The sequence below is a fragment of the Rothia terrae genome, assembly GCF_012396615.1.
Taxonomy (GTDB): Bacteria; Actinomycetota; Actinomycetes; order Actinomycetales; family Micrococcaceae; genus Rothia; species Rothia terrae.
Genome location: NZ_JAAXPV010000007.1, coordinates 53,440 through 80,059, shown reverse-complemented (window position 1 = coordinate 80,059; position 26,620 = coordinate 53,440). Strand labels below are relative to the sequence as shown.

The following is a 26,620-nucleotide window of genomic DNA, read 5'->3' as shown; positions in this document are numbered from 1 at the left end:
TGCGCACAACACTCTTGAAAGACTTACAATCAAAGTTATGACTCAGAATCCACATTCACCTGCCCCTCAGCCGCGCCCTGTCTTCAGCCAGCTTCCGGCATATTCTGCTGGCAAGCCCGCCGCTAAGGTAGAGGGCCTCGAACAGTACAAACTTTCTTCCAACGAAAACCCGTTCGGACCTGTAGCTTCTGTTGCCGAGGTTCTCTCTAGCTTTGACCAGGTGCACCGTTACCCCGACCCTCTCTCTACCGAGCTTCGCACCAAGCTTTCAGAGCAGTTAGGTGTAGATGCCGAAGATATCGTGACAGGTGCCGGTAGCTTGGGCGCCCTTCAGCAGATGATGGCAACCTTTGCTGGTGGCAACCCCGACGGCACTCAGGACGAGGTCATTTACGCGTGGCGCTCCTTTGAGGCATACCCCATTGTGGTAGGTCTGGCGGGCGCTAAGAGCGTGCAGATTCCTAACCTGGCAGATGGTTCACACGACTTGGATGCGATGGCAGCGGCTATTACCGACCGCACCCGCGTCATTCTGCTGTGCACCCCCAACAATCCCACCGGCCCCGCTCTCACCGAAGACCAGGTGCGCAAATTCTTGGTGAAGGTGCCCAAGAACGTCGTTGTTGTTATTGACGAGGCATACTTTGAATTCTGCGCTGTCTCACCCCTTGATGCGAACGAGCAGCCCCCCGTTAACGGCCTGGATGTTTACCCTGACTACAACAACGTGGTTATTCTGCGCACCTTCTCTAAGGCACAGGGGCTGGCAGGCCTGCGCGTTGGCTACTCAATCTCGCATCCCGAGCTCACTCAGCACCTGCGCGTAGGCGCTACCCCCTTTGCTGTTAGCCGCCTTGCAGAGCGAGCAGCAATTGCGTCCATCGATCACAGTGACGAGGTTATGAACCGCGTTGAGCATCTGGTGGAAGAGCGAGAAAAAATGGTGAAACGTTTGAAGGAACTAGGCTATGACGTTCCTAAAACGCGAGCGAACTTTGTGTGGCTACCGCTGGGGGAGCGCACCCCTGAATTCAGTGCACTCGCCGATGCGAATGCCCTGAGCGTTCGTGCTTTCGGCACCGAGGGCGTGCGCGTGAGCGTTGGCGAAGACGAAGCTAACGCGCGATTGCTTCAAGTCTGCGAAGAATTTATCTCAGCAAACTAGAAGCTAGCTGTAGCACTTTCGCCCCGGCAAGGAGCCCATTCTATGATGTGGGTAACCTCGCCGGGGCGGATATCGCTATTTTTGAAAAGATAGGCTAATTTTTTTAAAAGAGAAACATCTGCAAAAGCGCCAGTACTCCCGCGAACGCACCTGTCGTAGCGCGTCACCGCGTCTTTTGCGCCTATAAAATTTATATCTATACGGAGGGTTTATGCCCGAGCAACAAACAACCGTTGAGGTGCCATCTAACCCGTGGGGAATCCCCGCTCGGTTACAGCTTCTCAACGAAGAAGCACAGCTTCAGCACGATGATAAGTTCAGCCCTTACGTAGAAGATATAGATCGTGAAACTCTGCAACAGGTGTACCGCACCATGATGCTCACCCGCCGTTTTGACGATGAAGCAACAGCACTTCAGCGTCAGGGACAGCTTGCCCTGTGGGCACCGTGCAAGGGTCAGGAAGCTGCGCAGGTGGGTTCTGCATTTGCTACTCGCCCCGAAGACTTTATTTTTCCTTCATACCGCGAACACGGTGTTGCCATTAGCCGCGGTATCGATCCCGGCGAACTGCTGGCGCTGTTCCGCGGTGTTAATACCTGCGGCTGGAAGCCCCAAGACCATAACTTTCAGGCTTACACGCTGGTGCTCGCGGCGCAGGTTCCGCATGCAACCGGCTATGCCATGGGCTTGAACTTCGACGCTGATTTCGGTAATGAACGCGACCCGAACAGCGATGAAAAACCCGCCGTGCTGGCGTACTTCGGCGATGGCTCATCCACCGAAGGCGAAGTTCACGAGTCAATGGTGTTTGCCGCATCCTATAACGCACCGGTGCTCTTCTTTGTTCAGAACAACCAATGGGCTATCTCTGTGCCGTTCTCTACACAGTCTCGCGTGCCTATCGCTACCCGCGCAGCCGGCTACGGTTTTGAAGGCCTGCGAGTGGACGGCAACGACATCTTGGCCGTTGTAGCAGCAACTCGCTACGCCCTAGAGAAAATTCGTGCGGGCGAAGGCCCCGTGCTGATTGAAGCAGAAACCTACCGTCTAGGTGCTCACACCACCGCGGATGATCCCACCAAGTACCGCACCAACGAGGAACTTGAGAGCCGCACTCTTCACGAGCCCATCGGACGCCTGGAAAAGTATCTGCGTGCGCAAGGCACACCGGATTCTTTCTTCGAAGAACTCATGGCAGAGGTCAAAGAATACGGCGCATCCGTTCGCAACAGTGCTCTTAACCTGCAGAACCCCCGTTTTGAAGATTTCTTTGAGCGCGTATACGCGTCGGCGCATCCGCTGGTTCAAGAAGAAGCGCAGTGGTTCCAGGAATACCAAGAAGGCTTTGAGGAGCAGAACTAATGACAACTGAAATGAATGAAGCTCCCGCCGTTGAAACCCTGACGATGGCTAAAGCTATCAATCGCGCGCTTCGCGATGCCATGAGCGAGAGCAACAAGGTTGTGCTGATGGGTGAGGACATCGGCAAGCTCGGCGGCGTCTTTCGCGTGACCGAGGGGCTGAGCGCTGAATTTGGTGAAAAGCGCGTGATGGACTCACCTTTAGGTGAGGCCGGTATTATCGGCACCTCCATCGGTCTTGCGATGAAGGGTTACCGTCCTGTACCTGAAATTCAGTTCGACGGTTTTGTTTTTCCCGCCTTCAACCAGATCACCTCGCAGCTGTCTAAAATGCACGGACGCACGGGTAAGAATTTTGAAGTGCCCGTGACCATTCGTATTCCCTTTGGCGGCGTGATTGGCTCTGTTGAGCACCACTCCGAGTCACCCGAGGCTCTCTTTGCCCATACTCCGGGTTTGCGCGTTGTAACCGCGTCCTCACCGCACGACGCCTACTGGGGCTTGCGTAAAAGCATTGAGTCACCCGACCCCGTCATCTTCTTCGAACCCAAGCGTCGCTACTGGATGAAGGGCGCCGTCAACTTTGGGCACACCAACTTTGATCCCTTTACCGCTGAAGTGGTGCGCGCGGGTAAAGACCTCACCATCGCCACCTACGGAGCACTGGTGCCGGTAGCTTTGGCCGCTGCGCAGGCTGCTCAAGAAGGTGGCTACAGCGTAGAAGTTATCGACCTTCGATCTATCTCACCGCTAGATGTTGAGACCGTGGCTGAATCCGTGAACAAGACAGGACGCCTGGTCATCGCCCACGAGGCACCCACCTTCGGCGGCATGGGCGGCGAACTCTCTGCCAGCATCACCGAGCGTTGCTTCTACTCCCTCGAAGCTCCGGTGCTCCGCGTGGGTGGCTTCCATATGCCGTACCCCGTTGCCAAGGTCGAAGAAGAATATGTGCCGGGCATTGACCGTATTCTCGAAGCCATCGAACGTTCATTCACCTACTAAAGAGGTAAGAGAAAAGATGTCACAAATTTTTGAGCTACCCGATGTCGGTGAAGGCCTCACCGAAGCCGATATTCTCTCCTGGAAAGTTGCTGAGGGTGACAGCGTTGAGGTCAACGATGTCATTGTAGAAATCGAAACCGCAAAGTCAGTGGTCGAGCTACCTTCCCCGTATTCAGGCACCGTAGAATCACTGCTGGTGGCAGAGGGCGAAACCGTAGAAACCGGCACCCCCATCATCGCGATTTCCGGTGGCGATGAGAGCGGCGATGACCACAAGCAGCGGACGCGCGTTCCATCTGAGGCAGCAGAAGACGAAGCTGAACCTGATGATGAGCCCGCACCGCAAGCACTCGTTGGCTCAGGGCCTAAAGCTGACTCCGTCAAGCGTCGCGCGCGCAAGCGTCCCGCGCCTGCGCCGCGTCCTGCACCGCAAGAACCTGAACGCGCCCCTCAGCCTGCGCAACCGGGCGAGAAGAAGGGCCTGCTCAAGGGCAGTCTGCCCAACTGGCAAGAACTGCAGGGCCGTGCCACCAAGTTAGTTGAAGAAGGACGCGAAGCTATCCGTCGGATGCCCGCCAACGGTCGCAACGAGGTAGCGGGGGAGCCTACCGGTTCGATTCCGCACCGCCCCACTCTCGCAAAACCTCCTGTGCGCAAAGCGGCGCAGGATTTGGGCGTTGATCTTGCCGACGTAAAACCGACTGGCGATAACGGGCAGGTCACCAAGCAAGACCTGATGAACTACGTGGCTCATATTGCTGAGACCACCGCGCACAGCGAAGACGGCGATTTCTGGAACGCTGAGAGCATCGGCGATGACCGCATCGAGCGTATCAAGGTAAAGGGCGTGCGTAAGGCGACTGCCCGCGCTATGTCGCAGTCAGCGTTTACCGCACCGCACGTCTCAATCTTTGTTGATGTTGATGCCACCCGCACCATGGAGTTCGTCAAGCGTCTCAAGAAGTCACCCAAGTACGAAGGCGTGAAAGTCACTCCGCTACTGATTCTTGCAAAGGCAGTCATCTACGCGGCTGCCCGAAACCCGCAGGTTAACGCTACGTGGACTGACTCAGAGATTCTGATTAAGCACTACATGAACCTGGGTATCGCGGCTGCAACACCGCGCGGCTTGCTGGTGCCTAACATCAAGAACGCTCAGGATCTTACATTGCGCGAGCTTGCGGTAGCGCTCAACGATCTGACTGCCACTGCACGCGAAGGCAAGACTCAACCCTCCGATATGTCTGGCGGCACATTCACCATTACCAACATCGGTGTGCTGGGTATCGATACCGGTACCCCGATCTTGAACCCCGGTGAGGTCGGCATTCTGGCGTTCGGCACCATCAAACAGAAGCCCTGGGTTGTTGATGGTGAAGTTATCCCACGCTGGGTGACCACTCTGGGTGGTTCGTTCGACCACCGTGCTGTAGACGGCGATCTGTCGGCGCGCTTCATGGCGGATGTCGCGGCGATTCTCGAAGAGCCCGCTTTACTGTTGGATATGTAACGACCCTTCCACAACGTGTTGCCGATGCGTCCCTATCTGCCTCTTGAACAAGAGCGCAGGTAAGGGCGCCTTTTATTTTTCTAGAATTCTCTTTCTCCACGAAAAGGAGAGCCTTTCAGCGGGGCATAAGCGCACTGCACTTGTCTTTCCGGCTCCGGCTCCTCCCCGGTGAGAGCAAAAGGTGAGTAGAAACTTGACGGGTAGCTATGCGGCGCGCGAAAAAGAGTCTGAGGCTTTCTATGCGGCATCGTGACAGCATTTAGATATAAAAAATGAAGGCTCTCATCATGAGAGCCTTCATTTGAAGATAAAGGTGCAATCCGCAATGTGCACGAAACTTCCCCAAGCTCGTAGCACTCTTTGGCGAAATTTCGCACAAAGGTTGCGGTTGCAAATATCTTACGTTCAAGAGCTACGGTTCTAGATCCGTCCCCCAACATCACTAGAACAACACAAAGAGTCCCCCGACTCGTGTTCCCTTGAACTCTTACTATTGTGCCTTAGTTGAAAATAAAAGTATGTCCCCATACCTGTTTACACGGGGTTAAATACCACCCTTTAGAGGTTGAATAATGGCTTTGACTAGGGTTTTCTTTGTGGGTCACTCTGAAAAAGTTTTTCTTAGAAACGATCGATATTTCCCGTATTCCGGTCAATTTCAATAGCAATCGGGTTCTCTTCATCGACACCACCATCATAGACAACCATAACGGCAATAGGATCGGACTGCGGGAAGGCTCGAATCGTCACTGTTCCGCCTGTTGCCACGGAGAGAACTTCTAGGGCACTTTCGGTGAGCGGCTGAATAATGTACTCCGGTAGCTTGCTGCCTAACTCGTCCAAAATATCGACGCGTGTGCCGCGGCTTCGAGCTTCCCACGTAGCTTTAAGAATGTCTTTATTGACAATGTGGCGTCCACGAATGGTGTCGCGCAACTGCGCCTCGGTCAGCCTGAACTGGTTGGTCTCTTCGGCAGTCACGGGAGCTGGGTCATAAGCTATGCGCTTGAGCATATCGACGGTGAGGGCGCGTACCTCTTCAACGCGCTGGGATGCGACGTTGCCCAGGCCCTCTTCTTCTTCGTGGCCGTGCTGCGCGGTTTTTATTAGCTGTGCAGATTCTTCTGCCTGTTGAAAGGCGGAGTCTGAAAGACCGTTCATGGTGTGCGCGGTAGCAAGCACGATGGCGGGAACCAGGAACAGCGTTAGAAAGTCCGTGAGAGGACGCGAGAATGGCTGATACCAGTGCGAAATCTGCAAAAGCATGAAGAGGAAGACCATCCACCCCGCGATGGAGCGTTTGCGGAAGATAAGAGCCAGACAGATCGCCTGGATAGGCAGGGCCACCATGAGAGCGCTACCGCGCGGGAGAGAGTGGGGCAGTACTTCCAGCGTGGTCTCGAGGTTGTACATGGACAGCAGCGCGATGACGGGAACGTAGATCTCAGGTAGGCGCAGTTTACTGGGTTCTGCAAAGGCGAGGAGAAAAGCTAGCGAGAAACTGGTGAATGACCAGAACGAAAAAGCACCAATGTGGGTAATGAAAGGGTGCGAAAACGACCAAATAACGGTGGTGATGAGTACCGTGAGAACGTAAGCGGTAATCGCTGATTTGAAGTATTTGCTATGAACAAAGTCAAAATTTACGTTCACGGTTATTCTTCTCCCGGCCATTGCACGGTAACTTTGGTTCCTCTGCCCGGAGCCGATTCAATGCGTACTTCGCCGCCTGCTTCTTTCATAGAGTGCATCATTGAGACGCGAACGCCCATGCGGCGAATGTCGATGTCTTTCATTTGAAATCCTGCACCGCGGTCGGTGACGGTGCAGATAATAAATGACCGCGGTTCTGCGGAGCGACTTTCGCGGAAAGGACGGCGGTACTCGGTGAGCAGGTTGATGTGCGTGGTGCGGGTGCCTGAGTGGCGGGCACTGTTTGAGACCGCCTCGGTGACGGCGTGAACGAAGGCTCGTGCTGCCGGTGAGGGAAGCACAGATTCGGCGTCTGCCGGCGGGTATGCTTGGCGTACTTCAATATCATTGAAGCGTAAACGGCTATTCCAGGGTGAAACACCTTCTGCTACCTGCTCAGTCAGACCTTGAAAGGTCAGCGGTAGCTCAAACTGTGTTTTCGCGCTTTCCTCATCGAGCACGCCAAGTGCGCGCTCGGCAAGGCGCTTGGTACGTTCCGCTAGCGGACCTTGCTGACGGGACGCGTCCAACAAAGTTGCCATCACGTTATCGTGCACGAGCTTATCGAACTCTTGAAGCTGGTTCGAAAGATCGCGCGTGCGATACATACGAAGCTGAGCGCCGAGAGTCTCGTTGTAGAGGGTGTCAGCGTCGTGCGCGGAGTCGATAATGAGCCCGATAAAGCCCGCCAAAAGCACGCAGGAACCAATGAGATAGCCGAGGTAGAGACTCATGAGATCGCCCTGCAACGGTGTATCTGTGAGAAGGTGAGCCACTACCAAAGAAGCGGTATACAGCCCCGCGAAACCTACAATGTGCAATACCAGCCCCACAGCGCTGTACAGCGTCAGGGGAGTAAGCATGCCGTACAGCGCCAGCGCCCAAATCCATGAATACGGAGATTCCCCGGGCGAAAGTGCTAGTGGCCACAAAAGATAGGCGGCGGTAGTCAAGATGGACGCCGGTCGCATCAAACTGGGCGAAAAGCTTTTACGCAACCCGTAAAACATCAAAAGGGTTGCATGAACCACCATTACAAGCCCCACCACGTTGAACCACGCGGCATAACCACCCGATGTTGCCGCCATCTGTACGACAATAACCAGGGCTAAAACCGCATACAGAACTTCAATGCGACAAAAAAGCTCAAAGGTAATCGGACCAATAAAATTCTTACGATTACCTCGCTGAGAATTCAGAGATCGCGCTAAGTCCTTAGTGACATCTGTATGAGTAGTCAATTCTTCTCTCGTGGGGGAACGGCGCTATCCGGCTACCTCAATAATTAGAGGTAGCGCTCAGCGCTTTTGACGTCTTCCATGGTGTCTACGAGACCGTCTTCGATAGCACGGATGCGCAGATCAATCTTGGTGGGCGCGGGGCGTCCAACGCGTGCATATTTTTCGCGGATGCGGTCGATGTTGGTCTTTACCGCGGACTGCTTGATGCCCATGCGGCGGGCAACCTGTACCTGTGCAAAGCCTGATGCGTAAAGACGCAGAGTTTCCTGCTCACGAGGAGAAAGGTTCGCCTTGGAGAACTCGGGGTCTGAATCGATAGCAGCTGCTAGTTCTTTGGTGACAACAGCCTTGCCGTCGGCAATGTTTCGAGCCTCGTGAAGAGCGTGCTCAAGCGGTTCTGACTTGCGGACAAGGCCGAGTGCGCCCTGCTTGAGAGCCTCGCGAATGAGTGCGGGGTTTTCACCGATGCTGAAAATAAGAACCTTAATGCCGGCTTGCTGAAGCAGTTCAACGTTTTCACCGGGGCGTGAGCGATCCTGAAGGGAAAGGTCGAGCAGGACGACATCGCACTCGCGCTTGACTTTTCCGAGGTCTGCCACAGCGGGGTCACGGGGGTTGCGTCCGAGGGCAATCAGCAAATCAAGGACGGTGGGTGCGGCGGCAACGAGCTCAACGTCGTCTCGCTGAAGAGCTACAGCGCGAAGTCCTTCGCGAACTACTTCGTGATCATCAACAATTGCGACTTTAGTGGCTGTCATATCTCTTTCCCCTTGGTGTTATGCGTACCGTTCATACGCGGTGTTAGCGAATTGGTGGGGCGATGAAAACACCATCTATGGAGGTACCGATGCACTGTTATGTGCCCCCAAATCGGTCGCAAATAATGTTCTCACTGCCTACAGGGCATCTATATTCTATCGTTATAGCCCACAAAGTAGACCAAAAAGTTTACACAAAAAGCATAATTTTTGGGCTGTTTGAATAGATTTTTATCATATTTGGTTTTGAAATAAGCGTGTTGAGTAATAAGGACCTTTTAGTGATAAACAGAATTTTCTTTAGAAAGTTTTTGCCCGTAGCTTTTGCCCATAAGTGAGCCCAATAACACGCCGCCGAGTGCTGCGAAAATGATAGCTAAAAGACCTAAAACGTTGTTGCTCACCGACGCATCTGCCAACCGCATCCACGAGAAAAAGGGCTCGGACGGCAGCAAATTTTTCCAGAGGAAGCTGACCATAGTAGAGAGCGCACTGGCAAGAATGAACCAGAGAAAGACCGCTAATCCCTGTTTGGGAGCAACAAAGCGGGCAAGCCTGGCCGCTGTATAGCCACCGAGGCCGAAAGCGCAGGCCCAGAGCGCAAGAAGCACACCGAAATTAATCCAGTGCGTGGGGGCGGAAGCCGCGTCCTGCGTAAGGGCGCGTTCTATGGCAACAGGTACAGAAATGGCATGATCTAACCTCGCACCACGGATGATGAGCTGATACATCCAGAGAAGACCCTGCAGCGCTGTAGCGGACGCGAGGAAACCCAGAAAACCGGGCCACAACTGCATCCTGGCAAACCGTGAAGGCACCCTGGGCGCCTGCGACTGGAAGGCCGGTGTACGTGCCTCAACGGGGGCCTCACGTTCTTCAGAAGCCTTTCTGCCCCGTTTTTTCTCCCGTCGAGAGGCAACCGGTTGCTCTTCGTGGGCAGCTTGAACTGATGCTGGAGCTGCCGGACGCGGTGCACGCATCGGACGCTCGGCGCTGATGGATGCTAAGTGCTCAGTAGAAGATTCCTGCTGAGAAGAAAATTCGGTAGATTCCTGCGGCTGATAACTGAGGACCGTCGTGGCCTCGTCATCATCTGCCAAGATATCGTCCCAAATATCTGCATCGCTTGATGAACGCGGTGAACGGGGCATAGGCATCCTATTCTTCTTCTTGCGCTAGTGCCTCAGCGCTGAACTGGTGAGGGGCGGCGGGGCGGTCATCGGCGGTAACAGTTTTAATGACGCGGGCGGGGTTGCCAACTGCTACCGAGTGCGCCGGAATATCCTTGGTGACCACAGAACCGGCACCAATCACACAGTTATCACCGACGGTGACGCCCGGGCAGAAAATCACTCCGCCACCTGCCCACACATTATTGCCAATGGTAATGGGCTGGCCGCCCTCCCACAGCGCCTGACGGTCCTCAGGGTTGAGCGGGTGAGTGGGCGTTAAAAACTGAACGTTAGGCCCTGCCATAAAGAAATCACCGATGCGCACCTCAGCGACGTCCAAAATCATGGCGCCGTAGTTGAAGAAACAGTGATCGCCAATAAAGGTGTTGACGCCGTAATCAAAGTTGAGCGGCGGGCGGAACGTCACATCCTCGCCCACTGCGCCAAGCAAACCGGTGAGAGTTTTCTTCATACCTTCTTTATCGCGCTCGCGGTACTGTTGGGTGTACACCTGAATCAGATCTTCACCGCGGCGGGTCATCGCAGAACAGTACTTATCGGGGCGGTATGCCTTGCCGGAAACCATTTTGTTAAAGGTTACCGAAGGCTTGTTGCGGTCAACATTCTCTACCATTTGTACCTACTTTCCCCACACCAGCAGCGCGATAACAATCAAAAAACCAAAAGCAGCAACCGCGAGACCAGCGATCATAAAACGCTTAATAATCTCCCGCATCAGCTCGCTAAACTCTTCGGGTGTGATGTCCCGCGATTTCTTTTTAGCCATAAGACTTAGTATGTCAGCAATAAGTCCCGCACAACACCTCTCGAGACGCCTGCCTGCGGGAAGAAAGCAAAGCACACATGCCTCTCACGCTCGCTGAGACTATGGCACAATCAAAGACATGCATTCAGCGCAAGACAATACTTCACCTCAGTACCCCCTCTCGACGCGTCCCTGGATTCAGAATTACAACCCGGGCGTAGAACGCGATATTCAACTGCCCGAGACCTCACTCAGCCACCTCATGGAACACGCTGTGCGAAGCGCCCCCGACCGCATCGCCCTCGATTTCTTTGGCGCAACCACCACTTACGGTCAGCTCGGCGACCAGATTCGCCGCGTGGCAGAAGGCCTTCGCCAAGCCGGAGTTCAAGCCGGCGACCGCGTCGCTATCGTCCTTCCCAACTGCCCGCAACACGTTGTCGCTTTTTACGCAGCTTTTAGGCTCGGCGCAGTGGTCGTTGAGCACAACCCGCTGTATACAGCGGCAGAGCTCCGCCATATGTTCGAAGACCACGGCGCTAAAGTCGCTATCGTCTGGGACAAAGCGCTCGCTAACGTGCTTGATTTACCCTTCGACGTGCGTCCTTCTACTGTGGTTTCTGTCAACCTCATCGAAGCCATGCCGTTGGTGATGCGCACGGCGCTGAAGATGCCCGTCAAGAGCATGAAAGAGTCACGCGAAAAACTTGAAGGACGCGTGGCATCCCGCGGTGCCATTAGCTGGAAGAGCCTGCTGAAAAATCAGCCTATCGATGCCGGCCACCACCGCCCGACGGCTCATGATATTGCGATTTTGCAGTACACCTCAGGCACTACTGGAAAGCCCAAGGGTGTTATGCTCACTCACCGCAACTTGGAGTCTAACGCTCGAATGGGTAAGGCGTGGATTCAGCCCAAGGGCAACGACATTATTTACGGTGTTCTGCCGCTCTTTCACGCGTACGGTTTGACGCTGGGGCTGACTATTTCTGTGCTTATTCAAGCCAAGCTGGTGCTCTTTCCCACCGTGGATATCGATTTGATTCTCAAGGCGATGAAGAAGAACACCCCCACCATTTTGCCTGCAGTGCCTCCGGTCTACCGTCGACTCCTTGATACCGCTAAGGAGCGCGGCCAGCTACACCTGCTCAAAGGCGTGGACTACGCCGTATCGGGTGCAATGAACCTTCCGCCGGAACTCGTTGCTGAATGGGAAGAGCAAAGCGGTGGCTACCTGGTTGAAGGCTACGGGCTGACCGAGTGCGGCCCCTTGGTGAGCTGCAACCCGCTGAGTACCAACCGTAAGGCGGGCTCCATCGGCCTACCGTTCCCCTCAACCGACTTGCGCATCGTTAACCCCGAGACGCTGGAGGACATTGAGCTTGGCGAAGAAGGTGAGTTGCTCGTCAAAGGTCCTCAGCGTTTCAAGGGTTACTGGAAGCTAGAGGAAGAAACGCACAGCACCCTCATCGACGGTGGCTGGTTGCGTACCGGCGATATCGTCACTATGGACGAGGGCGGATTCCTTTACGTTGTTGACCGCATTAAAGAAGTCATTATTACAGGCGGTTTCAACGTTTCGCCCACCGAGGTTGAGACAGCGCTGAAACAGCACGACTCTGTGTCCGATGCTGCCGTTGTTGGTTTAGCGAATCCTCGCGGCGGCGAGGACGTCGTTGCAGCTATCATTCCGACTCCCGGCCACGCGCTTGATGAGCAGGCTTTGAAGGATCACATGTACAGCAAGGTCACTCGTTATAAAGTGCCCCGCCGCTACATCGCTGTTGATGATCTACCCCGCACCATGCTGGGCAAGACGCAGCGTCGTCAGGTGCGTGAAATGTTACAAGAGAAGAGCAAATAAGTTCTCTGCGTCTAGCTAAAAGTTGCGTGTGGATGCTGGGCTGCAGCCCGGTATCCGCACGCAACTTGTGTATAAGTGGGGTTCACAGCTCAGTATCAACCGCTATCAGTTTGTATTGGCGTCATCCGTTAGTGTTACAAAGTGTTACGAGGTGACGCCATGTTGCTGAAAAAGAGTTTAAGTTTTCCTCAAAAATCGTGAAAGCCCAGTGCTCATGTTGTAATTGAAGAACGCACAAAAATACTGCGTCAGCCACGAAAAAAATCAGTGTCATCTGCATGAAAACGTGGTCGCATTTTCACACTTCTTACAACAGAAAGATTCATAGCCGTGAAGAAATTTGTTGCCACTTTGGCTCTCGTACCGCTCGCATTCGGTCTGACAGCCTGCGGCTCATCAGATTCAGCAGAAACCGTTAAGATCGGCGTTGTCGGTTCTGACGAGGTTAACGACAAGCTCGTTGAGGTCGCTAAGAACGAGGGCATTAACATCGAGCTCGTTGAGTTCTCCGACTACAACCAGCCCAACCCCGCTCTCAAAGACGGCGAAGTAGACCTGAACTGGTTCCAGCACATCGCATATCTGTCAAACTACAACGTAGAAGCTGATGACAACCTGCAGATTGTTGGCCCCACCGTTATCTACCCGATGGCACTGTTCTCCAAGCAGCATGACTCCGTAGAGTCAATTCCTCAGGGCGGCGAAATCGCAATACCTAACGACACTGTGAACGAAGCTCGCGCACTGCAGCTGCTGAAGGCAAACGGCCTCATCGAATTCAAGACTGAAAAAGACACCCCCACCGTTGACGACGTCGATACCGACAAGTCAAAGGTGAAGGTTACCCCGGTTGACGCAACCCAGACCGTGATCTCCATGGAGTCAGTAGACGGCTCAGTCATCAACAATGACTTCATCAAGGACGCTGGTCTGAACCCCAACGACGCTTTGGCTCAGGACGACCCCGCTAACGCATCCGCTCGCCCCTACGTCAACCTCTTCGTCTCACGCTCCGGTGATGAAGACAACGAAACCTACAAGAAGATCGTTGAGCTTTACCACACCCAGGAAGTTCAGGACGTTGTCAAGGACGTCACCGGTGGCACCGCAGTTGAGGTAAACACCGACGTTTCAGAGTTGCGCGATACCCAAAAGCAGCTCGAAGAATCAAAGAAGAACTCCTAATTCTTTCAACTACGCAATGATGCGGTAGCCGGAAAACACAGCCTTCATACCAGTTTCTGACATGGCGAAAGACTGACCGGATACCGCATTTTGCTGTCATTGGCTTACGCGCTGAGATACAGGTAAGCTAGCGCGGGTACGCCCGCTATGAGACCCCAACACATGTGAAGGTAATAAATGAGCCAAGTACCTCAGACCGCTTCTCGCGGCGCAACCGAAATGGTTGAGCTCAAAAACGTCACTAAAGAATTTAAGGTCGGAAAAAACCTGGTCACGGCCGTCAACGACGTATCGATGACCATCAATCGCGGTGAAATTTTTGCGATTATCGGCTACTCGGGCGCAGGCAAGTCAACCCTTGTACGTCTTATCAACGGTTTGGAAGAAACTACCAGCGGCAACCTGATTGTTGATGGTTTTGAAGTCTCCGGCAAGCGCGAATCTCAGTTGCGCGAGGCTCGCACTAACATCGGTATGATCTTTCAGCAGTTCAACCTGATGAACTCTCGCACAGTAGCTGCCAACGTCGAATTTCCGCTGAAGGTAGCTGGCTGGGATAAGGCGAAGCGCAAGGCACGCGTCGCTGAGATGCTGCAGTTCGTTGGTCTTGCTGATAAAGCTAAGAATTACCCTGATCAGCTTTCCGGCGGTCAGAAGCAACGCGTTGGTATTGCACGCGCGCTGGCAACTTCACCCACCCTTTTGCTGGCTGATGAGTCAACCTCAGCGCTTGACCCCGAAACCACTCAAGAGGTCCTTGAGCTTCTCAAGCGCGTCAACAACGAACTCGGCATCACTATCGTGGTCATTACGCACGAGATGGACGTTGTCTCATCGATTGCCGACCGCGTTGCCGTTATGGAGAAGGGCCGTGTAGTCGAACTCGGTAACGTCTACGACGTCTTCTCAGCCCCGCAAACCGCAACAGCTCAGCGCTTTGTTGCTACCACGGTCAAGACCTCACCTACCGGTGAAGAAGCAAATGATCTCAAGCAGCGTCATAAGGGCTACCTCATCAACGTTGAAATCACCGAGGGCAACGATCGACTCGGTCAGGTGCTCTCTCGACTCAACGAGCGACGCGTCCGCTTCAACATCGTCCAAGGCGGCCTTGAAACTCTGCAAGGTAAAACATATGGCACCCTCACCCTTGAACTCATCGGCGACATCATCAACATCGATGCTGTTGTCGCTGAACTCCAAACCGTAACCCGAGTACAGGTGGTTCGTTAATGTCACTCTCAGACGTCAACTGGGATACCTTCATTCCCAATAAGCTGATTCCGGCGTTGCAAGAAACCCTGTTCATGGTTTCAATGACCATGCTCATCGCGGGTCTGATCGGCTTGGTGCTCGGCGCTTTGCTGTACACCACACGTCAGGGCAATATTCTTGCTAACCGTCCCATCAACATTGTTCTGAACTTCTTGGTGAACGTTGTTCGCCCCATTCCGTTCATCATTTTGCTGGCGGCTCTGGGACCGGCAACCTCTGCTGTGGTCGGCACCCGTTTGGGCACTAACGCCGCGATTTTTGCGATGTGTGTTGGTGCTGTCTTTGCCATTGCTCGCATCGTTGAGCAGAACATGGTGTCGATTGACCCGGGTGTTGTAGAAGCTGCCCGCGCAATGGGCGCGTCTAAGTCACGCATCCTCTTCAACGTCATGATCCCCGAGGCTCTTGGCCCACTGATTCTGGGTTACACCTTCTTGGTGATTGGCGTTGTCGATATGTCTGCAATGGCGGGCTACATCGGCGGTGGCGGCTTGGGTAAGCTCGCGCTTGTCGATGGCTACCAGCGCTTCAACGACATGATTACCTGGACTGTTGTGGCAGTCATTATTGTGCTGGTGCAGCTGGTTCAGCTCATCGGTAACCTGCTGGCACGCAAGGTCATGCGCCGATAAAAAACACCTCTTACACAAAGTGACCACGTAACCATCAAAATACTGCCGAAAAGCAGCGGATTTTGACGGTTACGTGGTCACTTTGTTATTAACGAGGTCTTAGCTAGCGTCGTTTGCCGGTAATCCAGTCTGAATCGTAGAAATCATCGCCGCTTCTTTTTCGCAAATCCTTTTCAAGCATCTGCTCGGCGTAGTCGGTAGGACGCATGATGCGCTCATCATCGTCGTGTTTTGAATACGCGGCAAGAGCAATCAGGCCATACATGAGCGCCGCCACCAACAGACCGAAGAAGCCGAATTCGGCGAAGAAAATGCTCCACGCACGCTGGTGTAGCTCATCCAGGTGAGTTACAAACTGGGGAACCACCGCAAAGCTTGCCACCATACACAGCACTGAGATGATGACGATTGTGTGGGGTAGCCAGAACCAGCGCGCCTTCTTGTTCCTGGTAGGCGGTGGAGAACCTGGCACACGTAACCACGCGAACAAGCGTCGTCGAACAGCAACCAGCCCAAAGAGACCTAGCCCCGCTACAACGACGCTTGCCCCCGCCAACAACGGTAGCTGAGAGGCAGCGAGCGCGAGGGTGAGCAGTATTCCAACCAGAACCAGGGTGAAACTGAGCCCCGTTGCCATGCGGACGCGGGCACGCACCAGGTTCTCATCGTGTACTACAAAGTTGGGGTGCGGTTCTGGCTCTTGCCAGAAAGGTCTGAAGAACTCGCGGTCTTCGTCGCTCAAATCTTCATAGCGCAACCCGTACTTAGTTGCCGGGCGTGGGTTGGCGTTGGCATCTTTATCAGAGCTCATGTTTCACCTCCTTGTGAAAAATAAAAGCGTAGCCTGGTGCTACTTGTTAGCTTCGGACTTTTCCAACCATTCATCAATCTGAGCCTGGAAGTCGGGGTCGTTGAACGAACTGAAGATACCGTTACCTTGCGCACCGGTCTCGCCGTGCCCCACGTAAATCATGGTCTGAGTTCCAGCACCCTGCGCAGCGCGTGCACCGGCTTTGGAATCTTCAACGGTGAGCGCGTACTGAGGATCTCCGCCCAGGCGTCGCACCGCTTCAAGGTACATATCGGGGGAGGGCTTGGGGTTTTTTACGTCATCTGCCGAAACCCAGGTGGTGAGGTACTGATCGAAACCGAAGGTCTGCATCTTATGGGTCAGGAGTTCACCCGATGAGTTAGAAGCAACTGCCACCGGAATGATGCGCGATAGCTTAGCAATAGTTTCGAGTGAACCTTCGACAGGGTCAATATCGCGCTTGAGCATTTCTGATTCGACCTCAAACACGTGGTCAATCACGCTCTTTTCATGAGCTTTTTTCTCTTCGGCGCTGGCACCTTCGGGCTGAGAAAATTCAGCGAGGGTTTTGGCGAAGTCAATCGCTGCTGAGCCGACGAGAGCGTCCTCAGTTTCTGCGTCAAAGGTGACGTTATAGTGAGCGCACAACTCATCTTGTACTTCTTGCCATGTGGATTCTGAGTCAAGGAGAACACCGTCGCAATCAAAGACTGCGCAGGTGGGGTACCAGTCAGAGGGAGTAGAAAGCTCAAACATAGTCTCTATTGTTTCATGTTTACGCGAGGAGAATAGAGGTATAGGTTACGCTCTGCGCTGTATGCGGTGGATATAACTTAAATGCGATAATGCTTGTATGCCTCAATTCCACGAGAAAACTCACGTATTTATTCGTCACGGTCAAACCAACTGGAATCTCGAACATCGTTTTCAGGGACAGTCTGATATTCCTTTGAATGCTACGGGACGGGAGCAGGCTGCTGAGGCTGCCGCTCACTTGAGTGATTTTGCGCTGATGCGGGCACAGAGCGAGCCTGATTTTGCGTGGGATGCTGTTCTCACCTCGCCGTTATCGCGGGCAGCTGAGACCGGGCAGATTATTGCTGAGTCTCTTGAGCTTCCTGTCATCGGTACTCATGATGGTTTGATGGAGCGCTTCTTTGGCGAGGCTGAAGGGCAGGTGGTAACGCCCGAGAACTGGCAACACATGGATGAAAATTTTGCTGACATTGAGCCGATGGACGCCTTCGTGCAACGAAACCTTGAGGCTCTGCGTCAGGTTCTTGAGCAACATGGCGACAAGAACCTGATTATCGTCACCCACGGCATGTGGATTGCCAAAACAATGAGTTCGCTGGTGGGTGAGGTCTTCGAGGTTCCCGCGAACGCCAGCGTCACTGAGCTCACCGCAGAATCTAAAAAACAGCTATTGAACGGTCAATAAGCCACACGCGTAGAAGGAAAGAACACATGGTACGAGCTGAAGAACTGACCAAAGATTTAGGCGGCGGCGCCCTGCTAGTGATTCGCCACGGTCAGACAGACTGGAACAAAGCGAAGAAGATGCAGGGCTCCAGCGATATCCCGCTGAATGATCGAGGACGCGAACAAGCCCATGAAACCGGCAAAAAGCTGGTTGAAGAGGGTTTTGAATTCGATGTGCTGGTTTCTTCACCGCTGTCTCGTGCATACGAAACCGCGCAGGTTATTGGCAGCTACTTCGGGCTAGAAGTTGACCGCACTTACCCCGGTCTTGAAGAGCGTTCCTACGGCGAGGCGGAGGGGCTTGATATTCCCGCTGAGCAACGCGCGCATCCAGAAAAGTTCTACAGCGGCGTTGAGCCAGAACGCGATGTCTTTACCCGCGGCGTTCGCACCCTGCGCCAAATCGTGCGTGACTACCCGGGAAAACGCGTCATTGCTGTATCGCACGGCAGCCTAATTCGTCGTACTCTCTCAGCAGCCCGCGGAGCAGAAGTACCTTCGCCCATCGAAAACGCGATTCCTCATGATATGCCGCTGGACGGTCTGTTCGCGTGGGACGTCGATAACGAACCGATGCTGAAGGTCTAGTGGCAGCGTCGTTACCTCGACCTCAAAAAATGCTTCATCTAGCGTTATCGCTCTATGCGATAGCGCTAGTTTTTGTCGTGTTCTGGCCAGCTCACGTCGATGACAATGCCGCTGGCGGTGCGCTGGTTGATTTTATCGATCGAGGACGCGCCGAAGGATTTTTACCGGGATGGGTGGACTATTCGAGTATCGAATGGCTCTCCAACGTGGTGATGTTCGTTCCGTTTGGTTTCTTGTTGTTTTTTGTGTTGCCCGCGCGGTTGCGTTTTATAGCCGCCGTGTGTGGTTTTTGTGCTTCTGTATTTATCGAGTCAGTACAGTTTTTTATGCCGGAGCGAACAAGTTCCTGGTGGGATATCATGGCCAATACTTTGGGTGCGCTCGTAGGAGCTTTATTGGCGTGGGTGCTCAATAGCTTAAGAACTCGAGTGAAAAAACAACATAATCCGCGAAAAACGCAACCAAGAAAAGGTTAAATCAGCGCGCTTCGCATTGACTGAACAACAAAAACCCACATAAAATCAAATGTATAAGGACCGCTCTAAAGGTCAAACTCCACACAAAAGGTAGTTTCATGTTCGCTGAAGAACGCCGTGCTGAAATAGCGAAGCTCGTAGCTTCCGCTCGACGCGTTAACGGTGCTGATTTGGCACGACGATACGAAGTCACGATGGAAACCGTGCGTCGTGACTTGGCCGCTTTAGAGTCTGAGGGCAAGTTACGTCGTGTGCACGGTGGTGCTGTAACTGTTGAACAGTCCACCTCGGTTGAATCTTCAATAGCTCTACGCCAGAGCATGAACACACCCGAGAAGCAGCGTATCGCTCATAAGGCATACGAGCTGTTGCGAGACTCAGATGTTGGCGCTGTTGTCTTGGACGCCGGTACCACTATCGAGATTCTTGCCGACCGTATCGCGAGTGAAAATTTCAGTTTAAAGTCAGGTGCTGATCGCCTGATTATTACCCACGCTCTGCACATTGCTGTCAAGCTTGCAGAGGCGGACGGCGTCGTCCTTGACCTCGTGGGCGGGCAACTACGCAAGATGACGTGGGCAGCAGTGGGCGCGCGCGCTGCTGAGCATTTTTCAACGATTCGACCCGACATCGCTTTCATCGGCGTGAACGGTCTCGATCCCGAATTTGGTCTTAGCACCCCGGGATTGAACGAGGCAATCGTGAAAACAGCAATCGTAAAATCAGCGCGCCGAGTTGTTCTTCTGTGCGATTCTGCCAAGTTCGCTCAAGAGTCACTCGTTCGTTTTGCAGGTCTTGAGGATATCGATACCCTCATCACCGATAAAGCCCCGGAGGGCGAGCTTGCTGCTGCCCTCGAAGAATCAAATGTAGAGGTGCTCATCGCATGATTGTTACACTAACCGCGAATCCGAGCATGGACCGCACTGTAGAGATTCCCGGCGTTCTCACCCGCGATGCAGTTATCCGTGCTGAGCGTGCTGTTGAAGACCCGGGTGGCAAGGGCGTCAATATTTCTCGTGCGCTTCAGAACTCAGGGTTTGAAACCACCGCCGTTTTGCCCGGTGATGATACCGACGCTGTGTTGGTGCGCCTGGCTGAAGACAATGTTGCGTGCGAGAACTTGCCAACTGGCGAGCCCATTCGCTCCAACATCACCATTGTTGAGCCCGATGGCACCACCACCAAGATCAATGCGCCGGGTACTCCGCTGAATGATGTTGCCCAGCAGCAGCTCACTCGTCTTCTGATCCAGGAGACTCAGGACGCATCGTGGCTGGTTCTAGCTGGCTCCTTGCCTCCCGGTATCCCGAGCGATTACTACTCCGTTGTTGGTCGCGCTATCCGCGAGGCACTGGGGGAGAAGGCACCCTCTATTGCTGTTGATACCTCTGGCGCTGCGTTGCGCGATGCGGTCAACGGTCAGGACGGTATGCCCAACCTCATCAAGCCCAACGCTGAGGAGCTTGCGGAGCTCGTTGGCCGTCCCGAGGCAGCCGATGAGCTAGAAGGCAACCCTGAACTTACTGCCCGCACTGCGCGCGAACTTGTGGAGCGCGGCATCGATGTTGTCTTGGCGACCTTGGGCGGCAAGGGCGCAGTTCTGGTGACTAAAGACGGTGCTTGGCACGCTCAGCACGCTCCCGTAAAGGTGCGTTCCACTGTGGGCGCGGGCGATTCATCGTTGGCAGGTTACCTGATTGCAAGCGAGCAGGGTAAAGCTCCCGTGGATTGCCTGATTCAGGCAGTTGCACACGGCTCAGCTGCTGCATCTTTGCCCGGCACTCAGGTGCCCACCCTTGCCCAGACAACTCCCGAGGCCGTCACGGTACGCGAGCTGTCGCTGTAAAACTTCAATCTTTCGCGCGTCTTTGTGCGCGCACCACCCCTATGAGAGACATCTTCTAAGGAGGAGCACATGTCTGCACTTATCACTGCGGATCTTGTCACGCTCGACAAGAACCTCGGTGAATCACGTTTTAACGTGATTGAACACCTGGTGACATCCGTTGTGAATGCTGGTCGCGCGCACAGTTTTGAAACACTGTACTCGGACGCAAAAGCACGTGAATCAAAGACCGATACCGGTATTCCCGGTGGTATTGCGATTCCTCACTGCCGTAGCGAGGCAGTTACCGAACCGACACTGGCGATGGCCCGTCCTAACCCCGGCGTTGATTTTGGTGCTAAGGACGGCGCAGCCGACCTTATTTTCTTCATTGCTGCTCCTGCAGATGGCGATCAGGCTCACCTGAAAATTCTGTCGAAGATGGCTCGCTCACTGATGAAGAAGTCTTTCACTAAGGCTTTACGCGAAGCTCAGACTGAGCAGGAAGTCGTAGATTTGGTGAATGATGCCCTCGGCGTTAACGCTGATGGTTCTGAGCGCACCGCTGAGCAGGCAGCTGCCCAGCAGTCACCCTCAACTACCTCGGCTGGCGCTGCTACTGCCGGTGCCGCATCTGTGGCTGCGGGTTCTGTTGCAGCAGGTGCTAACGCAGATACTCACACTGCCGATAACACCGCGGGCGTAGCATCCACCGAGGCGAACGCAACCCCCGTAGCTTCTGGCGCACGTCGTAAGGTTGTAGCTATCACCGCATGCCCCACCGGCATCGCGCACACCTACATGGCAGCAGACGGCCTGACATATGCCGCTGAAGACATGGGCGTTGACTTCAAGGTAGAGCCGCAGGGTTCTTCCGGTGGTGACAAGCTCACTCAGACTGACATTGACGCTGCTGACGCCGTTGTCTTCGCTGTTGACGTTCCCGTTCGTGGACGCGAGCGTTTTGCGGGCAAGCCCTACGTTGAGGTACCCGTCAAGCGCGGTATCGATGAACCCGAGCAGCTCATTAAGAACGCTCTGGCAGAAGCCGATAACCCCTCAGGTCGTCGTGTATCGGGCGCGGGTGCTGCCTCAGAAACCGCTGATTCCGCTGATGAAAACGGTTCATGGGGCAAGCGCATCTACAAGGCGCTGATGTCCGGTGTCTCTTACATGATTCCCTTCGTTGCTGCGGCGGGTATCATCTTGGCAATCGGCTTCATGCTCGAGGCCATCACCATGCCTAACTTGGGCGAAGTAGACCCCAAGGCAATCCTTGACCTCAACGGTGAATCAGGCCGTAGTCTGTTCAACCTGCAGGGTGTTCCGCTGAGCCTCTACCTGGGTGCAGCTTTGCACACCATCGGTTCAACCGGTCTTGGCCTCATGATTCCGGCACTCGCTGCTTACATCGCATACGGTTTGGCACAGCGTCCCGGTATTGCACCCGGTTTCATCGCCGGTTCTATCGCTGTTACCGTTGGTGGCGGCTTCATTGGCGGTATCGTCGCCGGTCTTCTTGCTGGTCTTTGCGCTTACTGGTTGCAGCAGCTCAAGCTACCGCGCTGGCTCGGCTCTATGATGCCCGTTGTTATTATTCCGCTGATTGCAACCCTGTTCTCAGCAGGTCTGATGCTTCTGATTCTCGGTGGCCCCATCGCGTGGATTACCACTTCACTGAACAACTGGTTGACCTCCATGAGCGGCACCAGCGCAGTTCTTCTGGGTATCATCCTCGGCCTCATGATGGGCTTCGACCTGGGTGGCCCCGTCAACAAGGCAGCCTACCTCTTTGCAACCGCTGGTCTTGCAGCTAACACCGATGCATCACGCGAAATCATGGCAGCCGTTATTATCGCCGGCATGACCCCTCCGCTGGGTATGGCACTTGCTACCACCCTGCGCGGTAAGCTCTTCACCCAACCCGAACGCGAAAACGGCAAGGCAGCATGGTTGCTCGGCGCATCCTTCATCTCTGAAGGCGCGATTCCCTTCATGACTGCAGACCCCGCTCGCGTCATCCCCGCATCCATGGCAGGCTCAGCTGTAGCTGGCGCAATCTCCATGGCATCGGGCGTTGCATCACCTGCCCCGCACGGTGGTATCTGGATTATCGGTCTTGCAACCAACATTCCTATGTTCCTTGTATCGGTCATCGCCGGTACTGTTGTCACCGCTCTTGTGTACATCGCACTCAAGAGTGCACGCTCCAAGAACAAAGTAGACGCCTAAATCTCTTGTAGAATTTAGGCAACGACAATCTGTCAAAGGATAAGCACATGACTACTTATAAAGGCGTAGGCGTCTACGCAGGCCGCGTTATTGGCCCCGTTCTTCAGATGCCCGAGCCCATCGGCGAACCGGCAGCTAACCTCAAGCTCAACCCGAACGAAACCGGTGAGCAGGCTGCAGAACGCATCAAGGCAGCAGCTGAGGCTGTAAAGGCTGATCTGCTGGATCGTGCTGAACACGCTTCTCGCGACGGTAAAGCTGTTTTGAAGTCAACTTCTCAGATGGCAACCGACCGCGCACTGCTCAAGGGCGCTATCAAGCTCGTTGAGAACCAGGGTGTAGCTCCCGAGCGCGCTATTTGGGAAGCAGCGACTTCATTCGCAGACCAGATGCAGGCACTGGGCGGCTACATGGCTGAGCGCGTGACCGATATCTACGACGTTCGCGCACGCATCGTTGCAGAGCTGACCGGCCAGCCCACCCCCGGTATTCCTACCTCAGATGAGCCTTTCGTTCTGGCAGCGATTGATCTTGCTCCGGCAGATACCGCAACCTTGAACCCCGAGCAGGTTATCGCTTTGATTACCTCAGACGGTGGTCCTCAGGCTCACACCGCAATTCTTGCTCGCGGCCTTGGTCTGCCTGCAATCGTTGCGGCAAAGGGTGTTACTGAAATTGAAAACGGCACCATTGTTTACGTTGACTCCAACGAGGGCGTTGTTAACACTGAGCCCACCGACGAAGACCGCGAAGCTGCTGAAAAGTACGCTAACCGCAAGCCCCTGGCTGACTTCGACGGCGAAGGCGTTCTGGCAGATGGCACCCACGTGCCGCTGTACGCAAACGTTGGCGACGGCAAGTCCGCTGAAAAGGCTGCCGGCCTTAAGGCTGAAGGTGTTGGTCTGCTCCGCACCGAGTTCGGCTTCTTGGGCTACGACGCTGAGCCTTCAGTGGAAACCCAGGCTGAAACCTACAAGTCAGTCTTTGACGCTTTTCCCGGTAAGCACATTGTCGTTCGTACCCTGGACGCTGGTGCTGACAAGCCCCTGCCGTTCTTGAACACTAAGGAAGAAGAGAACCCCGCACTCGGTGTTCGTGGCTTCCGTACCGACTGGACCGTTCCCGGTGTTCTGACCCGCCAGCTTGAGGCAATCAAGAAGGCATCAGAGGGTTCAGACGCTGACATCTGGGTTATGGCTCCGATGATTTCAACCACCTCCGAGGCTCGCAACTTTGCGAACATGCTCAAGGAAGTTGGCTTGGAAACCCGCGGTGTTATGGTTGAGACCCCGGCTGCAGCTGTCAACGCTGAAGCTATCTTGGGCGAAGTTGACTTCGTGTCAATCGGTACCAACGACCTCACCCAGTACACCATGGCAGCAGACCGACTGCTCGGCGATCTCGCTCACCTGAACAACCCCTGGCAGCCCGCTGTTCTCAAGATGATCAAGCTGACTGTTGAGGGTGCACGCCGCGCATCCACCGCAACCGGTACCAAGAAGTACGTTTCGGTTTGTGGTGAAGCTGCAGCTGATCCGGCTCTGGCAGTTGTTCTGGTTGGTCTTGGTGTAGATACCCTCTCGATGAACGCTGGCGCTATCGCAGCGGTTTCAGCGGTTCTCAAGAGCGTTACCAAGGAAAAGGCGCAGCAGATTGCGGTTGAGGCTCTGTCACAGATCTCATCAGCTGAGGCTAAGGCAGCAGCTCGCGACATGCTCCCTGTTCTGGATGAACTCGGTCTGTAAACACTAAAAACACTTTGTAATGTGAGTCAAAAAGGCGTGGTTTCGTACCCAAAATGTGCGAAACCTGCTTTAGACTCGATAGTGGAAGAACATATTCCACAACATTCCCATAAAGGAGAATCATCATGGCAGAACGTATTGCCACCATCGCAAGCCGCGTTGGCCTGCACGCACGCCCCGCAGCTATCTTCGCAGAAGCAGCAGGCGACCTGCCCGTTGAGGTAACCATCGCAGCTGAAGGCGAGCCCGCAGACGAGGCTATGGACGCAGCGTCAATCCTCTCACTAATGTCGCTCGGTGCAAAGCACGGCGACAAGGTTGTTCTGCGCGCTGAAGGTGAAGGTGCTGAAGAAGCACTTGACTCCCTCGTCAAGATCCTCGAAACCGACCACGACGCTGAGTAATTCTTAGCTCTATCGGTTAGTATCGCCCCGGCTCCCGCAAGGATGTGAGAGCCGGGGCGATATTTTTATGCCCAAGCTTGGCCGCACTACAGCGGTGCTGCGTACGGTATCTAGCGAACCCGCCAATCCGCATCCACAGGACGCCAAAAGTAAGGGGTATGAACGATAACGTGTAGCTCACGCGCGTGAAAGCTGTAAACCTGCCGGTATCATCGCTAAACTTGTGGGAGAGCAAATGTACCGCGCATTGAGAGTGCGCCTGAAAGATAGAGTTGAGGCTCCTTGCGAGAATTTACCGCACGCTTTGCAACCGCAGAAGAAATCGCGGAGTGGGATTCCCACGTCACCGCGAACCCTAATGGCGGCAACCTGCTGCAGTCGGCGTCCTTCGCAGCAGTAAAAGCTAAGCACGGCTGGAAGCCGCTGTACCTTGTCTACGAGGGCACTACTGTACGTGAAGGTGAACAGGCGCCTTTCACCAGCTACAACCTGGTGCTTGAAAAAGCTGTTCCCGGTGTCGGCAAAATCTGGTACATGATTAAGGGCCCCGACGTATACAGCGTTGAGGAAATCCCCGAGATTTTGGATGCGAACAAGAAGTTCATTGAAGAGAACAAGCTTGGCGTATTTGCAGTAAAGATCGAGCCGGATATCGTGGCTTCTGAGTCAACGAACGCGTTCTTGGCACGCACCGGCTTGGTGAAGTCATTCAACATTCAGCCCAATGATTCCACCGCGATTCTTGATACCAACAAGAGTGAAGACGACGTTTTGAAGTCGTTGAGCTCACGCGGCCGCAATGCTGTGCGCCGTTCACTGCGCGAAGGTTGCGAAGTAACCCGCGTCGAGCTGACCGAAGAGAACATGCGCAAGATGTACGCTCTCATGGACACCGTCGGCCAGGGTACTGCTAATGTGAACCTGCGTTCATTCGACTACTACCGTGATTTCTGGACCACCTTCGAAAAGGCTGGTCAGGGACGCCTGTACTTCACCTACGAAGACGGTGAGCCTTCAGTGGGCGCCTACGTTATTAACTACGGCAATAAGGGCACCTACAAGGATGGCGGTTCAAAGCCGCGTCGTAAGCAGTACGGCGATTCGCACCAGGTTCAGTGGACCGCTCTGACCGACCTTATGAAGGAACACGGAATCGTAGAATATGATTTCTGCGGTACTCCGCCGAGCGATCAGCTGAAGAACAAGGAGCACAACTACTACGGTTTGGGCCTGTTCAAGACATCATTCACTAAGAACGTTGTAGATTTTGTGGGTGTCTACGATCAGGTTATTTCACCCGCTAAGTACAAACTGTGGACCAACTTCGCTGAGAAGGTTATGCGCCAGCTGTGGGTTCGTAAGACTGGTCAGCCTTTCTACTAAGCAAAGATCTAAGCGCTTGCTGTGCAGGTGTATCAAAGTATCTT

At 54.2% G+C, this 26,620-nt stretch carries 25 protein-coding genes; 17 read left to right on the top strand and 8 right to left on the bottom strand.

Annotated elements, in window-relative coordinates; translation table 11 throughout:
* Positions 1-37 precede the first annotated feature (37 nt).
* From HF984_RS05345 to HF984_RS05330, 4 genes are all read left to right on the top strand, one after another.
* On the top strand, positions 38-1,165 hold the full coding sequence (locus tag HF984_RS05345; RefSeq protein ID WP_168614651.1) for a histidinol-phosphate transaminase: 1,128 nt from the start codon (positions 38-40) through the stop codon (positions 1,163-1,165).
* A gap of 211 nt (positions 1,166-1,376) precedes the next feature.
* Positions 1,377-2,528, top strand: coding sequence for a thiamine pyrophosphate-dependent dehydrogenase E1 component subunit alpha (locus HF984_RS05340; protein WP_168614650.1), 1,152 nt, complete (start codon positions 1,377-1,379; stop codon positions 2,526-2,528).
* Between the two features lie 11 nt (positions 2,529-2,539).
* Entirely contained in the window at positions 2,540-3,532 is a 993-nt protein-coding gene (locus HF984_RS05335) for an alpha-ketoacid dehydrogenase subunit beta (protein WP_168614698.1), read from the top strand.
* A gap of 16 nt (positions 3,533-3,548) precedes the next feature.
* Entirely contained in the window at positions 3,549-5,042 is a 1,494-nt protein-coding gene (locus HF984_RS05330) for a dihydrolipoamide acetyltransferase family protein (protein WP_168614649.1), read from the top strand.
* A gap of 621 nt (positions 5,043-5,663) precedes the next feature.
* On the opposite strand, the gene HF984_RS05325 is transcribed toward HF984_RS05330, so the two are convergent.
* From HF984_RS05325 to HF984_RS05300, 6 genes are all read right to left on the bottom strand, one after another.
* Positions 5,664-6,695, bottom strand: coding sequence for a hypothetical protein (locus tag HF984_RS05325; RefSeq protein ID WP_168614648.1), 1,032 nt, complete (start codon positions 6,693-6,695; stop codon positions 5,664-5,666).
* Positions 6,696-6,697: 2 nt separating this feature from the next.
* Positions 6,698-7,975, bottom strand: a complete 1,278-nt coding sequence (locus HF984_RS05320) for a sensor histidine kinase (RefSeq protein WP_168614647.1) — start codon at positions 7,973-7,975, stop codon at positions 6,698-6,700.
* A 44-nt stretch (positions 7,976-8,019) separates the two neighbouring features.
* Complete coding sequence (locus HF984_RS05315; RefSeq protein WP_168614646.1) at positions 8,020-8,733, bottom strand: response regulator transcription factor; 714 nt, start codon at positions 8,731-8,733, stop codon at positions 8,020-8,022.
* Between the two features lie 278 nt (positions 8,734-9,011).
* Positions 9,012-9,884 carry a hypothetical protein gene (locus HF984_RS05310; RefSeq protein WP_168614645.1) on the bottom strand — a complete coding sequence of 291 codons (873 nt, stop codon included), beginning with the start codon at positions 9,882-9,884 and terminating at the stop codon, positions 9,012-9,014.
* 7 nt (positions 9,885-9,891) lie between these two features.
* Positions 9,892-10,539 carry a sugar O-acetyltransferase gene (locus HF984_RS05305; RefSeq protein WP_281727783.1) on the bottom strand — a complete coding sequence of 216 codons (648 nt, stop codon included), beginning with the start codon at positions 10,537-10,539 and terminating at the stop codon, positions 9,892-9,894.
* 6 nt (positions 10,540-10,545) lie between these two features.
* Entirely contained in the window at positions 10,546-10,692 is a 147-nt protein-coding gene (locus HF984_RS05300) for a hypothetical protein (RefSeq protein WP_168614644.1), read from the bottom strand.
* Positions 10,693-10,810: 118 nt separating this feature from the next.
* On the opposite strand from HF984_RS05300, the gene HF984_RS05295 reads away from it, so the two are divergent.
* From HF984_RS05295 to HF984_RS05280, 4 genes are all read left to right on the top strand, one after another.
* The gene (locus HF984_RS05295) at positions 10,811-12,535 is read left to right on the top strand and encodes a long-chain-fatty-acid--CoA ligase (protein WP_168614643.1); all 1,725 of its coding nucleotides are present in this window, start codon (positions 10,811-10,813) and stop codon (positions 12,533-12,535) included.
* A 330-nt stretch (positions 12,536-12,865) separates the two neighbouring features.
* Positions 12,866-13,720, top strand: a complete 855-nt coding sequence (locus HF984_RS05290) for a MetQ/NlpA family ABC transporter substrate-binding protein (RefSeq protein WP_168614642.1) — start codon at positions 12,866-12,868, stop codon at positions 13,718-13,720.
* A 177-nt stretch (positions 13,721-13,897) separates the two neighbouring features.
* Positions 13,898-14,953, top strand: a complete 1,056-nt coding sequence (locus HF984_RS05285; RefSeq protein WP_247596473.1) for a methionine ABC transporter ATP-binding protein — start codon at positions 13,898-13,900, stop codon at positions 14,951-14,953.
* Positions 14,953-15,627, top strand: a complete 675-nt coding sequence (locus tag HF984_RS05280; RefSeq protein ID WP_168614641.1) for a methionine ABC transporter permease — start codon at positions 14,953-14,955, stop codon at positions 15,625-15,627. The genes HF984_RS05285 and HF984_RS05280 overlap by 1 nt, the downstream gene beginning before the upstream one ends.
* A gap of 103 nt (positions 15,628-15,730) precedes the next feature.
* Here HF984_RS05280 and HF984_RS05275 read toward each other — a convergent pair whose 3' ends face one another.
* The gene (locus HF984_RS05275) at positions 15,731-16,438 is read right to left on the bottom strand and encodes a DUF4436 domain-containing protein (protein WP_168614640.1); all 708 of its coding nucleotides are present in this window, start codon (positions 16,436-16,438) and stop codon (positions 15,731-15,733) included.
* A 39-nt stretch (positions 16,439-16,477) separates the two neighbouring features.
* Entirely contained in the window at positions 16,478-17,194 is a 717-nt protein-coding gene (locus tag HF984_RS05270; RefSeq protein ID WP_168614639.1) for an HAD family hydrolase, read from the bottom strand.
* A gap of 97 nt (positions 17,195-17,291) precedes the next feature.
* Between HF984_RS05270 and HF984_RS05265 the strand changes: the two genes are divergently transcribed.
* The 9 genes from HF984_RS05265 (at position 17,292) to HF984_RS05225 (ending at position 26,576) form a co-directional block, all read left to right on the top strand.
* On the top strand, positions 17,292-17,879 hold the full coding sequence (locus tag HF984_RS05265) for a histidine phosphatase family protein (RefSeq protein ID WP_168614638.1): 588 nt from the start codon (positions 17,292-17,294) through the stop codon (positions 17,877-17,879).
* A 26-nt stretch (positions 17,880-17,905) separates the two neighbouring features.
* Positions 17,906-18,508: a histidine phosphatase family protein gene (locus HF984_RS05260; protein WP_168614637.1), complete on the top strand. Its 603-nt coding sequence runs from the start codon at positions 17,906-17,908 to the stop codon at positions 18,506-18,508.
* Positions 18,508-18,984, top strand: a complete 477-nt coding sequence (locus HF984_RS05255) for a VanZ family protein (RefSeq protein ID WP_168614636.1) — start codon at positions 18,508-18,510, stop codon at positions 18,982-18,984. The genes HF984_RS05260 and HF984_RS05255 overlap by 1 nt, the downstream gene beginning before the upstream one ends.
* 98 nt (positions 18,985-19,082) lie before the next feature.
* A complete protein-coding gene (locus HF984_RS05250; protein ID WP_168614635.1) occupies positions 19,083-19,874 on the top strand; it encodes a DeoR/GlpR family DNA-binding transcription regulator in 792 nt (263 codons plus the stop codon).
* On the top strand, positions 19,871-20,833 hold the full coding sequence (locus HF984_RS05245; RefSeq protein ID WP_168614634.1) for a 1-phosphofructokinase family hexose kinase: 963 nt from the start codon (positions 19,871-19,873) through the stop codon (positions 20,831-20,833). Before HF984_RS05250 ends, HF984_RS05245 begins: the two co-directional genes overlap by 4 nt.
* Before the next feature lie 69 nt (positions 20,834-20,902).
* The gene (locus tag HF984_RS05240) at positions 20,903-23,044 is read left to right on the top strand and encodes a PTS fructose transporter subunit IIABC (protein ID WP_168614633.1); all 2,142 of its coding nucleotides are present in this window, start codon (positions 20,903-20,905) and stop codon (positions 23,042-23,044) included.
* Between the two features lie 47 nt (positions 23,045-23,091).
* Positions 23,092-24,789: a phosphoenolpyruvate--protein phosphotransferase gene (gene ptsP, locus HF984_RS05235; protein WP_168614632.1), complete on the top strand. Its 1,698-nt coding sequence runs from the start codon at positions 23,092-23,094 to the stop codon at positions 24,787-24,789.
* Between the two features lie 125 nt (positions 24,790-24,914).
* Positions 24,915-25,193 (top strand): HPr family phosphocarrier protein, encoded by a 279-nt coding sequence (locus tag HF984_RS05230; protein ID WP_168614631.1) that lies wholly within the window; start codon positions 24,915-24,917, stop codon positions 25,191-25,193.
* 282 nt (positions 25,194-25,475) lie between these two features.
* Complete coding sequence (locus HF984_RS05225; RefSeq protein ID WP_168614630.1) at positions 25,476-26,576, top strand: lipid II:glycine glycyltransferase FemX; 1,101 nt, start codon at positions 25,476-25,478, stop codon at positions 26,574-26,576.
* Positions 26,577-26,620: the final 44 nt, after the last annotated feature.

Bases quoted from the DNA above. Each gene is read 5' to 3' on its own strand.
- ptsP (WP_168614632.1), top strand. From the start codon at position 23,092: ATGACTACTTATAAAGGCGTAGGCGTCTACGCAGGCCGCGTTATTGGC.
- HF984_RS05270 (WP_168614639.1), bottom strand. From the start codon at position 17,194: ATGTTTGAGCTTTCTACTCCCTCTGACTGGTACCCCACCTGCGCAGTC.
- HF984_RS05330 (WP_168614649.1), top strand. From the start codon at position 3,549: ATGTCACAAATTTTTGAGCTACCCGATGTCGGTGAAGGCCTCACCGAA.
- HF984_RS05280 (WP_168614641.1), top strand. From the start codon at position 14,953: ATGTCACTCTCAGACGTCAACTGGGATACCTTCATTCCCAATAAGCTG.
- HF984_RS05300 (WP_168614644.1), bottom strand. From the start codon at position 10,692: ATGGCTAAAAAGAAATCGCGGGACATCACACCCGAAGAGTTTAGCGAG.
- HF984_RS05340 (WP_168614650.1), top strand. From the start codon at position 1,377: ATGCCCGAGCAACAAACAACCGTTGAGGTGCCATCTAACCCGTGGGGA.
- HF984_RS05275 (WP_168614640.1), bottom strand. From the start codon at position 16,438: ATGAGCTCTGATAAAGATGCCAACGCCAACCCACGCCCGGCAACTAAG.
- HF984_RS05250 (WP_168614635.1), top strand. From the start codon at position 19,083: ATGTTCGCTGAAGAACGCCGTGCTGAAATAGCGAAGCTCGTAGCTTCC.
- HF984_RS05285 (WP_247596473.1), top strand. From the start codon at position 13,898: ATGAGCCAAGTACCTCAGACCGCTTCTCGCGGCGCAACCGAAATGGTT.
- HF984_RS05315 (WP_168614646.1), bottom strand. From the start codon at position 8,733: ATGACAGCCACTAAAGTCGCAATTGTTGATGATCACGAAGTAGTTCGC.
- HF984_RS05305 (WP_281727783.1), bottom strand. From the start codon at position 10,539: ATGGTAGAGAATGTTGACCGCAACAAGCCTTCGGTAACCTTTAACAAA.
- HF984_RS05335 (WP_168614698.1), top strand. From the start codon at position 2,540: ATGAATGAAGCTCCCGCCGTTGAAACCCTGACGATGGCTAAAGCTATC.
- HF984_RS05265 (WP_168614638.1), top strand. From the start codon at position 17,292: ATGCCTCAATTCCACGAGAAAACTCACGTATTTATTCGTCACGGTCAA.
- HF984_RS05230 (WP_168614631.1), top strand. From the start codon at position 24,915: ATGGCAGAACGTATTGCCACCATCGCAAGCCGCGTTGGCCTGCACGCA.
- HF984_RS05260 (WP_168614637.1), top strand. From the start codon at position 17,906: ATGGTACGAGCTGAAGAACTGACCAAAGATTTAGGCGGCGGCGCCCTG.
- HF984_RS05310 (WP_168614645.1), bottom strand. From the start codon at position 9,884: ATGCCCCGTTCACCGCGTTCATCAAGCGATGCAGATATTTGGGACGAT.
- HF984_RS05295 (WP_168614643.1), top strand. From the start codon at position 10,811: ATGCATTCAGCGCAAGACAATACTTCACCTCAGTACCCCCTCTCGACG.
- HF984_RS05245 (WP_168614634.1), top strand. From the start codon at position 19,871: ATGATTGTTACACTAACCGCGAATCCGAGCATGGACCGCACTGTAGAG.
- HF984_RS05345 (WP_168614651.1), top strand. From the start codon at position 38: ATGACTCAGAATCCACATTCACCTGCCCCTCAGCCGCGCCCTGTCTTC.
- HF984_RS05240 (WP_168614633.1), top strand. From the start codon at position 20,903: ATGTCTGCACTTATCACTGCGGATCTTGTCACGCTCGACAAGAACCTC.